Here is a 12,992-nt window from a genome sequence, read left to right on the forward strand (position 1 = left end):
GAGCTGGAGTGGACGAAGCACAGCTCAAGGAGCGCACAGCCGCGTTCCTTGACCAGAACGACCCGAGTGGCGACCGGCTGGAGTTCCTGCGGGCCAGGTTCGACGCCGGGCTGGCGTGGGTCTGGTTCCCCGAGGGGCTCGGCGGGCTGGGGGTGTCACGCGAGCTGCAGCAGGTGGTCGAACGCGAGCTGGCCGACACGCCCCAGCTCAGCAGCGTCCAGGGCATCGGCCTGGGCATGGCGGCTCCGACGATCCTGGCGTTCGGCACCGACGAGCAGAAGCGCCGGTTCCTGAGGCCGCTGTGGACCGGCGAGGAGATCTGGTGCCAGCTCTTCAGCGAGCCCGGCGCCGGTTCCGACCTGGCCACGCTGGCCACGCGGGCGGTCCGCGACGGTGACGAGTGGGTCGTGGACGGCCAGAAGGTCTGGACGTCCGGCGCCCACCACTCCCGGTGGGCGATCCTGGTCACCCGCACTGACCCCGACGTGCCCAAACACCGCGGCATGACCTACTTCGTCTGCGATATGCACGCCCCCGGCGTCGAGGTGCGGCCGCTGCGCCAGATCACCGGCGAGGCCGAGTTCAACGAGGTGTTCCTCACCGGCGTGCGGCTCTCCGACGACCTGCGGCTCGGCGAGGTGGGCGACGGCTGGCGCGTCGCGCAGACCACGCTGATGAACGAGCGCGTCGCGATCGGCGGCGCTCCCGTCCGTCGCGGCGGCGGCATGTTCGGCTCCGTGCTGGAGACCTGGCGCGAGCACCCCGAGCTGCGCACGCACGACCTGCACCAGCGGCTGCTGTCGCTCTGGGTGGAGGCGGAGGTGACCCGCCTGTCCGGCGCGCGGCTGCGCGAGCAGTTGGTCGCCGGCCAGCCCGGCCCGGAGGGTTCGGGCATGAAGCTGTCGTTCGCCAAGCTCAACCAGGCGCTGTCCGGCCTCGACGTCGAGCTCAGGCGTGACCTCGGCTACGACGACTGGACGTTCCGCCGCTCGGAGGGCGTCGACTTCTACGGCCGCGGGGCCGGCTACCGCTATCTGCGGGCCAAGGGCAACTCCATCGAGGGAGGCACCTCGGAGATCCTGCGCAACATCATCTCCGAACGGGTGCTCGGCCTGCCCTCCGAACCCCGCGTCGACAAGAACGTGCCCTGGAAGGACCTGCCCCGATGACGGCCGGTGTGGCGGAAGAGAAGGGGGAGCGCCCCATGACGCTGCTGTATACCGAAATCGAGGAGGAGCTGCGGGCCGCCGTGCGCGGGCTGCTCGCCGACCGCTGCCCGCCCGCGGCGGTGCTGAAGCGGATCGAGTCCGAGCCCTATCGTGGCGAGCTCCTCAGCTCCGCGAGCTCCGTCTACGACCTTGACCTGTGGAAGACGCTGGCGGGCGAGATCGGCGTGGCCGGGCTGCTCATCCCCGAGGAGTACGGCGGGGCCGGCGCGAGCGCCAGCGAGGCGGCGGTGGTGCTGGAGGAGCTGGGCAGGGGCGTCGCCCCGGTGCCCTACTTCACCAGCGCGGTGCTGGCCACCCGCGCGCTGCTCCAGACGGTCGCCGCGGAGCAGGACCGTGAGCCGCCTCAGACGGTCGCCGCGGACCGGGCCCGTGAGCTGCTCGGCCGGCTGGCCGAAGGACGCGCCACGGCCGCCCTGGCCGTCTCCTTCGCCGCGTCACCGTACCGGCCGGAGCGCGGGTCGGCGGTGCGGGCCGGCGACGACGGCACCCGCCTGTCCGGCTCGGTCTCCGGCGTGGCCGGAGCCGACGTGGCCGGAGCCGACGTGGCCGGAGCCGACGTGGCCGACGTGCTGCTCGTGCCGGTCGACGGCACCCTGTACCTCGTCGAGGGCGCGAGCGTCGAGGTCGTGCCATCGCTCGACCTGACCCGGCCGGTGGCCACCGTCACCTTCGACGACGCCCTCGCCGTGCCGCTCGGCCCGGTGGATCTGGCCGAGGTGCTGAGGTTCGGCGCGGGGCTGCTCGCCTCCGAGCAGCTGGGCGTGGCCGAGTGGTGCCTCGACACGACGCTCGCGTACGTGAAGGAACGCCACCAGTTCGCCCGGCCGGTCGGGTCGTTCCAGGCGATCAAGCACCGCCTGGCCGATCTGTGGCTCGACGTGGTCCGGGCCAGGGCCGCCGCCCGGGGTGCCGTCGCCGAGGGGTCGGCCGTGTCGGCCGCCGTGGCGCAGGCGTGGAACGGCGGTGTGGCGGTGCACACCGCGGAGGAGGCGCTGCAACTGCACGGGGGCATCGGGATGACGTGGGAACACCCGGTGCATCTCTACCTCAAGCGCGCCAAGGCCACCGAGATCGCGCTCGGCACGCCCGGCGACCACCGCGAGGCGCTGGCCTCACTCGCCGGGGTGCCCGGCCCCGAGTGAGGTGAGCAGCAGGTCGGCGAAGTGCCTGCCCACCTGGGCGCCGGTGAGCGGCCCGTCCGCGTGGTACCACGTGCCCAGGTGGTGCACGGAGCCGAAGAAGTAGTCGACGACGAGCTCGGCGGGCACCCGGTCGCTGAACGTGCCCGCCCGCTGTCCCTCGGCCACCAGGGCGCGGAAGCGCTCGTGGTAGCGGCGGCGCTCGGCCCGCACGGTCTTCTGGGTCTCGGGCGCCAGCAGGTGCATCGAGCGGAAGAAGATCTTCGAGTCGTCGAGGTTGGCCGTCGTGGTCTCCACGACGTCGGCCGCCGCCCTGTGCAGCCGCTCGGCGATCGGCTCGGGGCCGTCGGCGATCGCGGTCAGCCGATCCATCTGCATGCGCAGCAGGCGGCCGTAGATCTCTTGCAGTAGATCATCTTTTGAGCTGAAATAGTGGTACATTGCGCCTTTGGTGACGCCCGCCGCCAGTACGATCTCCTGGACCGAGGTGCTCTCGAAGCCACGCTCGGCGAACAGCCGTGTCGCCGCTCCCAGTAGCCGCTGGCGTACCGGTTCCTCTTTCACCCGTGTCCCCCTCCATCACCTGCCTCAGCATACCGACTGGTCGGTTGATTGGTCTTCTATTGGCCTTCTGGGTGCTATTTCCGTCACCTTAGGGTGCCCTTGCTTGGAGTGGGGTAATACTTGATCAGGCGAGGGATCTTCGGCGTGGCAGATCCTCATGGTCACAACTCATTCGGGGAGTTAGCCGTGCCTGGTGGCTCGATCTACGTGCAGCAGGACGAGAAGTTCACTGGCTCGTCGCCGCAGTGGTACTACGAGAAGTTCTGGCGCGAGGACGCCCGCAGCCGGCAGCGGTCGCGCATCGTCAAGGCCGGCGCCGGTTTCGTGGCGGGCATCGCCCTGGCGCTCAGGTTCGAGGTCGACCTCGCCGCCCTGTGCGGTCTCGCGCTCGCCGGGGTCGTGGCCGGCGCCGACTGGTGGCTCGACTGGCGGTCCTTCCGCGCCACCGCCGTCTGGCGCGGCAGGCGGCGCGGTGAGGTGATCACCCGCCGGCTGCTGCGGCGCGCGCTCGGCAGGCAGGGCTACCACGTCCTCGACGGGCGGGCCATCAGGGACCAGGCGTCCATCGACCACCTGGTGATCGGCCCCGGCGGCGTCTGGATCGTCGACAACGAGTCGTGGAGCCCCGACACCGAGATCGCCACCTACGCCGAGCGGCTGTTCTTCGGCGAGAGATACGGCACCAAGGTGGCCAAGCCGCTGGTCGATACCGCCCAGGCGTTCGCCGAGCTGCTGACCCGCGAGACCGGCATCCCGGTCCGGATCACGCCGCTGCTCGCCGTGCACTGCGGCTCGCTGCCGCGTGGCGGCGCGGTCGCCGCCGAGGGCGTCACCCTCCTCAAGCCGCGCCTGGTGGCCAGGGAGATCAAGTCCTCGCGGGAGACCGTGCTGAGTGACGAGCAGGTCGAGCTGCTGGCCCGCACCGCCGCGCGCGAGCTCCAGCGCCAGCGTTCCTGACCGTGCGGCCTGCCCGTGCGGCCTGCCCGTGCGGCCTGCTCACGCGGCCTGACAGGGTGGTCCGGCCGCGTGGTCCGACAGCTCGCCTGACTTTCGGCCGGTCAGGCGAGCTGCTCGATGAAGCCCGTCAGCTGGGCGACGTTGCGGCACTCGTGCATGGGGACGACCGTCCCGTAGTCCGAGGCGATCGAGTCGCCCGTGTCCCACTGCTGACGTGGCTCAGGGTTCAGCCAGTAGGCGTGGCGGGCCTTGGCGGCCAGCGTCTTCAGGACGTCCAGCGCGGGGGGCTGGTAGTTGGACCGGGCGTCGCCGAGGATCAGCAGCGACGTCTTCGGCCCGATCGTGTCGCCGTAACGCTCGGCGAACCTCTCCAGCGCGTGACCGTAGTTGGTGCGGCCGAACCTGACCATGTCCGCCTCGTCGGCGAGCTTGGTCATGGCCTCCACCACATCCGCCCCGGGCACGAAGAACCTGGTGATCTCGTCCACCGTGTCCACGAATCCGAACGCCCGCACCTTGGTGAACTGCTCCCTCAGCGCGTACGTGAGCAGCAGGGTGAAGTGGGCGAACGACGAGACCGAGTCGCTGGTGTCGCAGAGGATCACCAGCTCGGGCTTGTGCGGCCGGGGCGGCTTGAAGTAGGTCGTCAGCGGGACACCGCCGCTCTGCAGGGAGGCGCGCATCGTGCGGCGGAAGTCGAGCCGCCCGCGCCGCCCCCGCCGGTGCTTGATCGTCAGCCGTGCCGCCAGCCGCCTGGCCAGCGGATAGACCTCGCGGCGCAGCCGGGCCAGGTCGGCCTTGGTGATGCGGAGGAAGTCGATCTGGTCGAGCGGGGGGCGAACGGCTGAGCGGGCGATCCGCTCGACGCCCGAGTCCTCGGCGATCCGGCGGCGCACGTCGGTGGCGACGGCGTCCTCGAACCGCCGGGTGCCGGCGGTCACCCGCTGGCGTGCCGTCTTCTCCGCCAGCCCGCCCCGCTCCTGACCGGCCAGCACCTCCCGCAGGATCCTGGCCATCAGCGTCTCGGGGGACAGGGCGCGCATCACGCTGTAGGAGAACCAGTTCTGCCGTCCCGGCCCGGCCTGCTGGCGGCCGAACCGCTCGACCATGGCCCGGGCGAACTCCCGCAGCTCCGCGTCGGTGCCGTCGGTCAGCAGCCGGGCCAGGTAGCCGCGCAGGTCCTCGACGGGCGCCGTCTCCGGATCGGGCACTCCCTCGGCGCCGGGGCCCCGGTCGTACAGGCCGGTGGTCGAGGCCGGAAACCACAGATCGAACAGCACGTCGAACCCGGGACGGTAGCCCGGCTTCTTGACCAGCGTCGCCGCGTAGGCGGCGCGCAGCGACTCGCGCTCGGTCAGGTCGATCACCCGCAGCGCCCGCGCCGCGTCCAGCCCCTCGGCCAGCGACACGGGCACCCCCGCCTCGCGGAGGGCATGGATGAACCCGACATGCCTGTCGACGAGCGACATGTGACCTCCAACGGGATGGACGGGCGGATCGGGTGGCGGGCCAGGCGGCAGGTCGGGCGGCGGATCAGGCCTTGGGCAGGCCGAGTTCCTTGATGGCGCGGGTCTGGTCGGAGGCGTGCTTGAGCACCACGCCGAGCGTGCCCGCCATCGTGGCCTCGTCCAGCTCGTCGCGGCCGAGCGCCAGCAGGGTGTTGGCCCAGTCGACCGTCTCCGCCACCGACGGCGCCTTCTTGAGCTCCAGCGCGCGCAGCGTGGCGACGGTCCTGGCCAGTTGTTCGGCCAGATCGGCGCGGATCGTGGGCACCTGGCTGAGCACGATGTCGCGCTCGCGCTCGGGCGTCGGGTACTCGATGTGCAGGTAGAGGCAGCGCCGCTTGAGCGCCTCGGACAGCTCGCGGGTGGCGTTGGAGGTCAGCACCACGTACGGCTTGTGCACGGCGGTGATCGTGCCCAGCTCAGGGATCGTCACCTGGAAGTCGGACAGCAGCTCCAGCAGCAGCCCTTCGACCTCGACGTCGGCCTTGTCCGTCTCGTCGATGAGCAGCACGGTCGGCACGCCCGTCCGGATCGCCTTCAGCAGCGGCCGTTCCAGCAGGAACTCCTCGGTGAAGATGTCGTCGTCGGCGCTGGTGGCCTGGATGCGCAGCAACTGCTTCTTGTAGTTCCACTCGTACAGGGCCCTGGCCTCGTCGAGCCCCTCGTAGCACTGGAGCCTGATCAGCTCGGACCCGGTCGCCAGCGCCATGGCCTTGGCCAGCTGGGTCTTGCCCACCCCGGCGGGCCCTTCGACCAGCAGCGGCTTGCCGAGGGCGGCGGCCAGGAACACCGAGGTGGAGATGGCGTCGTCGGAGAGGTAGTCCACGGCGGCGAGCCGTTCTGTCACTTCGGCGGGCGAGTCGAACATCGATGCTCCTGTCTGCTGGCCGAACTTTATTCTAGCCGGGCCTGGGGGATAGATGCCGATTCGACCAAGGTGCCGAGTGCCGGTATATTTCTTCCTGCACGCGCCGCTAGCTCAGTTGGTCAGAGCAGCTGACTCTTAATCAGCGGGTCCGGGGTTCGAGTCCCTGGCGGCGCACCAGCAAGAAACCCCAGGTCAGTGGTCTGACCTGGGGTTTCTTCGTATGGTGTCGCGCCTGACGGCGGCTCACGCCTCATCCTGATCATGACGGTCGCTCCGTGGGTGGTTGCTTGTCGATGGCCTTCTCCGGTGCCTCTGGCGGTTCGGGGGCCGGGAGCATTCCGGCTTACACCCCACCGATTCGGGATGTGTGCCGCTCACGGTGGCGTCGCTCCCCATAGCCTGTTCGGCATGGGGCAGGTGATCGCCGGCGGGCCGGGCGGCTCAAGGGCGGGGAGGCGGCGGTGAGGGCATACGCCAGGATCACCGACTCGCCGCTGCGTGTGCGGGACATGGCACTGGATCGAGAATTCCCAAAAATTCTCAGCATGAGTGGCGATTCTTCTTGGCCCCGATGGAACGATTCTGTTCGGAATAAGGTGTTGAGATATCCATGATGCCTCCCGGGCCTCCGGCCTTAGGCTGGACCCCGCCAGAACACATCCCTCCCCAGGTCTCCGCAGATCGCCGTGGGGCTCGCCTGATCACGGTAGGGGTGATCAGCTTGGTCGTCTTCCTGCTCGCCGGTGTGGGCGCCTACGTCATCGCAGGCAGCGTCCGCGGACAGGATACGCGTTACTGCGGCCACGACTGCGTTCCCGGCCTCAAAATCACCACCGTCGTCGAAGCGCTGAAGCGTCAGGGATACACATGCGCCGACGGAAGAATACTCTGGTCCTGTGGGCTGAAGGTCGGCGAAGTGCGGTTCACGGCGGACCTGTTTCGCGCCAATAGTGTGGCGAAATTCTATGAATATATCGACAAGGTCGAGCTCAGAATTCTGAATCCTGGCGGCGACACATTGGCCGGGGCCGATTTGGACTACATGTCGTGGTTTGCGACCTTGCCGCACCGTGACGATCCTTCGACGGTCAAGAAGGTCAACGACTGGCTGACCGAGCAGCTCGGAGTGGATGGGGATGTGACCTACATCCTTGATTGGGAGTACGTACTGCAGCGGGACGCGAAGACCGTCGACCTCACGATAAGACGGAGGAATAGACAGTGATGGCGGCTCAATCTGGCGGGCAGTACTCTCCTGACGGCAGGTTCTGGTGGGACGGCACCGCCTGGCAGCCGGTGCAGGCCCCGCCGCCTCCTGGTCCCTCAGCACCGCGACACCCCACCGCGCCGCAGCCTTCCGATCACATGGCGGGTCAGCCCCTTTCCTCCTGGCCGTCCGAGACACCCTGGCCGCAGGCGTCTCAGCCGTACGCGGTTCACCCGCAGTCGCACATGTCCCCGTACGGCCACCCTCAGGCGCCGTCCGGCAGGGATGTCCGGAGCCGCCGGTCAGGGACGGTGGGGTTCATACTGCTCACGGCCGGTGCCCTGATCGCGGCGCTGGCGCTGGGCGGGCTCACCGGTGGGGCCGTCGGTCTGGCGATCAACGAACCGAGGACGAACGACCCCGCCCCCTCCTTCCCCGCGAAATTCCCCACCGGGAAGTAGCGGTACCTGGCCAAGGGCCCCTGAATGTCACCCGTTGTCCACGTCAGCGGGACACGACACGGGCGTACGCGCCCGTCCGGGGTTCGAGTCCTTGGCGACGCACACCGAAAGACCCCAGCTCAGATTTCTGCATTGGGGCTTCTTCGTATAAGGACCTGACCTGACAGCCGGTCAAGCTCCCGTCCCCGGAGGTTCCGGCCATGCTCGGGCGGATGTGCTGTGGCCTGGACTACCTGATCAATGCCCCACGGGTACTCGTACGGCCGGTAGCCTGCCGGTACGCCTCCCAGACCTCCTGGCGCAGCCGCCCCTTGTCAGGTACGGCCAAGCCGTTGGCCCGGGCCCAGGCCCGGACCTCGGCAGTGGATGGATCCAGCGCCGGCTCCCGGACGTGGACCTGGCTCCCTGCCTCACCCGGCCGCGCAGCGTCAATCGGAGGCGCCTCGCGGACCGGTGGATGGTCGGCAGCGGTGTAGGCGGCTGCCAGGAACCGGTAGGTCCATTCCTCGGTCAGCTGACGGGTCTCACCGAACACGATCGGCACGCTTGGGAAGGCCACCTGCAACTCGGCGACCCCGTCAGCGATGATGGCGGGGCGGACGTGATCCAGCTTGAACACCTGGCTGTAGCGGTCCTCCACGACAACCGCGGCGTGCGGGAGCGTGGAAAGCTCGGTCAGCTGGTACTTCAGCCTGGTGTTGAGCAGGCTGGACACCAGATCGGCCAGACTCTTGCGCTCCACCGAAGCATGGAGCCGCCCGGCGACCTCGACTCCGTAGTCGCCGCAGGCCAGGCGTTTCCTGGTGACCTCCACCTGCTGGTGGGTGAACCGATAGGCGTACCGCTCGCCGGAATCGACCACGATGGGCAGTGCCGCGATTCCCCCCGCCCGCGCCGTGGGTGTGGTCACGTTCGGCCGGGCCTGCTTGCGGACGCGGGCGGTCTGCCAGAAGATCGCGTCTCGGCCGCGGGCCTTGGTGAAGACGATCTGGGAGCGGTTCTCCCGAGCCCGATCCAGGACCAAGTCGATGGCGGCGCCGCGCCGTACACACGACTTGACCGGCACCCGCTCGACCACATCCGGGTCGAGCGGCCATTCGCTGGGCCCGGCAGGGAAGCAGTAGATCGCCTTCTCCCGCGGCCAGGTCCCGCCCGCGCGCAGCACCAGCCCCGTCTCCCCGAGCGGGAGCCGGATCAGGTACGGCAGGCGGGAGTCGGGGTCGGGGTTGTGGACGATGACCAGCTCACGCACCACTCCAGTGTCCCCGATGCGCCCCGTGAGCCATGGGAGGCCGGGCAGATGTGATCCCGGCCCTGCGGGACGGGGAGCATGCTCGACAAGCTGCTTCCGGATGAGGCCGGTCACCGGCGATCCCCGACAGGGCCGAAGAATCCGCAGGGCGCCGCTCAGGCGGCGACGTGCGCCGCGAACTTGTCTAGGACTGCGACGATGACATCGAAGACTGCCGCGTTGATCAGTTGGGTGTTCTTGATCGAGGGATACAGCTCCAGCTTGGCCACGGGGATGTCCATGCCTGGTGCGCTGTTGAGTAGCTCCAGCAACTCTTCCCGTAGTTCAAGATCGTCGAATGGCGGCCGATTCTTGAGTAGGCCGAAGGGGAACTCGATGGTCTTGGCGTAGAACCGCACCACGTAAAGCGGTTTTCCGTGCACCTTGATGATCGGGGCGCAGGATGCTCCTGTCGAGGTGCCGTACTGTACTTCGCGTCCCTGCTTCCGCCAGTGGTCAAGCACCCGTTGGACCGCGCCCGCAGCCTGGGGCCCACTTTGCTCGGTGAGCTGCTGGACGAAGCGTTGCTCTCGCTCGTGCGTCGCCTCCTCGTAATCTTCAGTGCTCTCGGTTTCGGCGAGATCCATGGCTCCCGGCAGCTCGAGCAGGTGGGCAAGTTCTCGCGCACTAATGTGCTGATCAGTGGAGGCGCCACCGTTCTCGTCGAAAGCGATGCCCTCGGCACGCAGGACATCGTGGACATCGCGGTCATCGTCGGGATCAATCCAGCGGAAGCTCTCCGATGGCTTGCCCTGCTTGGTCAGCACCCGGTGGGCATTGAGCGCAGGCACCGTAGCCAGGTGAACTCCCACTGGGACGGGGTGTGAGCCGATTAGTTCGGCCATGTCCGAGTAGGACGTCCACGTCGACGGAGGGAGGGCGGCGAGCGCCTTATAGAGCAGAGTCCAGTCGCGTGAGGGAGCAGGTTCTCGACTGGACTCGTCTGGGCCCGGCCAGATAGTGATCGCTCGATCAGCCAAACGGTCGGCTCGTGAAAAGATCTCGGCCTTGCCCCACTGCTCGCACGCGGCGATCTCCTGGTTCATCTTCAGGCTGCTCTGTCCGAGTTGCTTGCGCTTGGCGGCGAAGGAGCTGTTGCTCAGCTCGGAGTTGTAGCCGCTGAGTGTGAGGTTGCCGAGGGTATGGACGAGCTGCCGATGCACACCTTCATCATCGGTCAGCTGTTCAAGCCAGTCCGCCGTGAGGGACTGGGGCAATACATGCTCGATGGTAATGCGCTTGTCGGTGAGGTTTACGGACTCCTTGCTCCCCAATGATTCCTCCAAGCGGCGCAGCACCAGCTTTTGCTGTGCCGCTCGACCTTGCCAATAGAAGGCGCGGTTGCGGATCGCTTCACGCAGTTGGTCGTTAGAAGGCCAGTAGAGCCTGGCAGGGGAGAGCGCAGCCCGGACCGTCTGCGGCAGTTCGTCGTCAGGGTCGAGTTGTCCAGCAAGGCGCTGGAAGATGCGGTTAAGGTTGCCCGTGGTCACGCCAGCGATCAGACGGCGGACGATGAAGCTCTCGACGAAGGTCAACGTCTGGGCGACTTCATCGTCGCTGACGTGATCGTCCTCACGGAACGCGAGAAGCCGCATGACCAGCGGGTAGGCGGTGCTGGCTTGCCATTCCTTCAGGAACCGCAAATGCTGCGTGAAGGGCAGACCTTCGGACGGATCAAGGATCAGCCTCAGGTGCCGCGCACGGCGGTGGAGGTCCCTGACGTAGGCCTCGACCTTGGTCTCGTCGCTGGCCAGCCCCAGGAGGAGCTGCTGGTGGCCTCGGTAGATGGCGTTGTACTGAGCTCCCTCGCCCTCCTTGAGGACGAGCACTAGATACATGAGCTGTTCCATGGCCTTGCCATCGAGCAGCCGTTGAATCGGCATCCAGTACTCGTCGTAGACGTGCTGGCCCCGTGTGGGTAGGCACATGAAAACGTAGTTGCGGATCAGATCGACTTGACTGAGCCGCATCCCCGTGTTGTTGATCGATTCGAAAATGCGGAAGGCGTTGTCGTCCTTCTCCACGGTGATCTGAACCAGATTGAGACGATCCAGCAGGACCGATTCCACGCGGGCGAGGTCGTGCGGATCTGCTGGATCGTCGAACTCTCGGAGCATGCCGCGGAAGAATTGGTACGCGTTACCGATCAGACTGTCGGACATGCCCTCGGCCACGTCATCGACGCACGCCTTGAAAGCGGCCCGGTCGGCCTGTGTGGGAAGCAGCCGATAACGCAGCTCGCCCGGCTGCCACTTGTTGATCAGATGGAGCTCGTTGATCCGCTCCTTTGCCTTTGGATCTTCGGCCACCAGATGGTCTCGGACGGCGCAGAGGGCGAGCATTAGCGTGGTGAGTCGCTGCTGGCCGTCCACCACGATCCACTGCGACCGGCTGGGCGCCAGCTCGGGACCGGGCGCGAGGACCACTGAACCAAGGAAGTGGCTGGGAGCGTCCGCCTTGCCCTGGGCCAGCATGTCGACTTGGGCCACAATGTCGCTCCACAACTGGCGCAGCTGAGGTCGCTCCCAGGTGTAGTGGCGCTGATACAACGGCACCAGCAACTGTTGGTCGCCCTGGATGAGCCTACGAAGCGTGGTTTCGTTCGCCTTCATGCCAGCCCTTTCGCCCTGTCTGCATCACGAGAGCACATGCACTATGCGCCACATTAAGCTGACGCAGCGCTACCGGTCTTCTAGATCGCCAAATCTGACCTCCGTCCGATTCCTTCGCGAGACCCAGTGATTGGGCGTGACTTACCTAGAGCGAGGCGGCGAGCAGCACCCGATCCCCTACCGCTACCTGATGGCCACCGTAGAAGTCGTCGGGTCCGCGCCATAGGTCCTGGTGTCCGGCCTAGTCGTTCGACTGGTGGTCTCGAGATATGGCCGTCTCGGCGAAGCGTAGGCGCGCGTGTTGCCGCGCGTCCGTTCACCGAAGCAGCGATGGAGGCAGCCGCTGACGTCCTGGCTTGGCAGACCCAGACGGCTGCCCTCGTGTACCGGGGCATCGCTGGGCCGATTCTGGCGAGTGGGCACCCGCCCAGCGGCCATCTGAAGGCGGTTGAGGCGGTTGGCCTGGAGATGAGGGAAGAGGTCGGAATGGATGTCGATCCCGCCGACCTGACCTTCGTCCACGTGATACATCGGGCTCCGAAACGGGTCGGGCTGTTTTCCGCGCCAAGCGGTTGAAGGGCGAGCCCTTCAACGCCGAGCCGGACAAGTGCGCCGTCCTGGAGTGGCATGTCCTCGACCGGCTGCCCGAGGACATGGTTCCGTATACGGCGGCGGCCGTGGACGCCATCCGATGGGACTGCCGTTCAGCGTCTTCGGCTTCCTCGCTGCATGAGCTGCCCTTTGGTTGGTGGTCGGCGAGGGCCGAGTACGACCACTGAACCCCGGTGTGGCCTGGCCCCTACGGCCACGACGAGAAGTGCTGCCAACCGGCGGCCACGTGGCCCAGGCCGTCCAGGCGGATCCCGCCGGACGCTCGATAAGGAATCTGTTTCCGTAGCCGGAAGTGATCGCACCGGGACGCGATATTGCAGGGCCAGATGACGGTGCCATCGGCTATGCCGGCCCCCGGCAGCTGAATGGAGATCAAGGCGTGACGCCCATTTACCACATCACGCATGTGGACAACCTGGCAGGAATCATTGCCTGCGGCATCCTGTGTGACCGTAGACATTCAGCTTGTGCGCGATAAGTGACGGGTGTTCTGGTCTCGTCGCACCGTGTGACTTTGATCATCTCGGCCAGGCGTGGTGAGATCGTC

At 67.4% G+C, this 12,992-nt stretch carries 10 protein-coding genes and 1 tRNA gene; 6 read left to right on the forward strand and 5 right to left on the reverse strand.

Annotated features, from left to right (window positions below; all coding sequences use genetic code 11):
* The first annotated feature begins 8 nt into the window (after nt 1-8).
* On the forward strand, nt 9-1,169 hold the full coding sequence (locus AB0I38_RS37680; protein ID WP_358493701.1) for an acyl-CoA dehydrogenase family protein: 1,161 nt from the start codon (nt 9-11) through the stop codon (nt 1,167-1,169).
* Between the two features lie 35 nt (nt 1,170-1,204).
* Nucleotides 1,205-2,371: an acyl-CoA dehydrogenase family protein gene (locus AB0I38_RS37685; RefSeq protein ID WP_358493710.1), complete on the forward strand. Its 1,167-nt coding sequence runs from the start codon at nt 1,205-1,207 to the stop codon at nt 2,369-2,371.
* Here AB0I38_RS37685 and AB0I38_RS37690 read toward each other — a convergent pair.
* Nucleotides 2,342-2,932 (reverse strand): TetR/AcrR family transcriptional regulator, encoded by a 591-nt coding sequence (locus AB0I38_RS37690; RefSeq protein ID WP_358493715.1) that lies wholly within the window; start codon nt 2,930-2,932, stop codon nt 2,342-2,344. The genes AB0I38_RS37685 and AB0I38_RS37690 overlap by 30 nt on opposite strands.
* Nucleotides 2,933-3,118: 186 nt before the next feature.
* On the opposite strand from AB0I38_RS37690, the gene AB0I38_RS37695 reads away from it, so the two are divergent.
* The gene (locus AB0I38_RS37695; protein ID WP_358493720.1) at nt 3,119-3,889 is read left to right on the forward strand and encodes a nuclease-related domain-containing protein; all 771 of its coding nucleotides are present in this window, start codon (nt 3,119-3,121) and stop codon (nt 3,887-3,889) included.
* A 101-nt stretch (nt 3,890-3,990) separates the two neighbouring features.
* On the opposite strand, the gene AB0I38_RS37700 is transcribed toward AB0I38_RS37695, so the two are convergent.
* Together AB0I38_RS37700 and AB0I38_RS37705 are read right to left on the reverse strand one after the other, a co-directional pair.
* Nucleotides 3,991-5,358 carry a vWA domain-containing protein gene (locus tag AB0I38_RS37700; RefSeq protein WP_358493729.1) on the reverse strand — a complete coding sequence of 456 codons (1,368 nt, stop codon included), beginning with the start codon at nt 5,356-5,358 and terminating at the stop codon, nt 3,991-3,993.
* Between the two features lie 64 nt (nt 5,359-5,422).
* Nucleotides 5,423-6,262 (reverse strand): AAA family ATPase, encoded by an 840-nt coding sequence (locus AB0I38_RS37705; protein ID WP_358493734.1) that lies wholly within the window; start codon nt 6,260-6,262, stop codon nt 5,423-5,425.
* 100 nt (nt 6,263-6,362) lie between these two features.
* Here AB0I38_RS37705 and AB0I38_RS37710 point away from each other — a divergent pair.
* From AB0I38_RS37710 to AB0I38_RS37720, 3 genes are all read left to right on the forward strand, one after another.
* Nucleotides 6,363-6,439, forward strand: a tRNA-Lys gene (locus tag AB0I38_RS37710).
* 535 nt (nt 6,440-6,974) lie between these two features.
* Complete coding sequence (locus AB0I38_RS37715; RefSeq protein WP_358493739.1) at nt 6,975-7,487, forward strand: hypothetical protein; 513 nt, start codon at nt 6,975-6,977, stop codon at nt 7,485-7,487.
* 293 nt (nt 7,488-7,780) lie between these two features.
* Nucleotides 7,781-7,930 (forward strand): hypothetical protein, encoded by a 150-nt coding sequence (locus AB0I38_RS37720; RefSeq protein WP_358493742.1) that lies wholly within the window; start codon nt 7,781-7,783, stop codon nt 7,928-7,930.
* Nucleotides 7,931-8,159: 229 nt separating this feature from the next.
* Here the strand turns inward: AB0I38_RS37720 and AB0I38_RS37725 are convergent, their stop codons facing one another.
* Nucleotides 8,160-9,182, reverse strand: a complete 1,023-nt coding sequence (locus AB0I38_RS37725; RefSeq protein WP_358493747.1) for an ERCC4 domain-containing protein — start codon at nt 9,180-9,182, stop codon at nt 8,160-8,162.
* Nucleotides 9,183-9,337: 155 nt separating this feature from the next.
* Nucleotides 9,338-11,833, reverse strand: a complete 2,496-nt coding sequence (locus tag AB0I38_RS37730; RefSeq protein ID WP_358493752.1) for a DUF262 domain-containing protein — start codon at nt 11,831-11,833, stop codon at nt 9,338-9,340.
* Between the last annotated feature and the right edge of the window lie 1,159 nt (nt 11,834-12,992).

It is taken from the genome of Nonomuraea cavernae, assembly GCF_040655715.1.
GTDB classification, from domain to species: domain Bacteria; phylum Actinomycetota; class Actinomycetes; order Streptosporangiales; family Streptosporangiaceae; genus Nonomuraea; species Nonomuraea cavernae_A.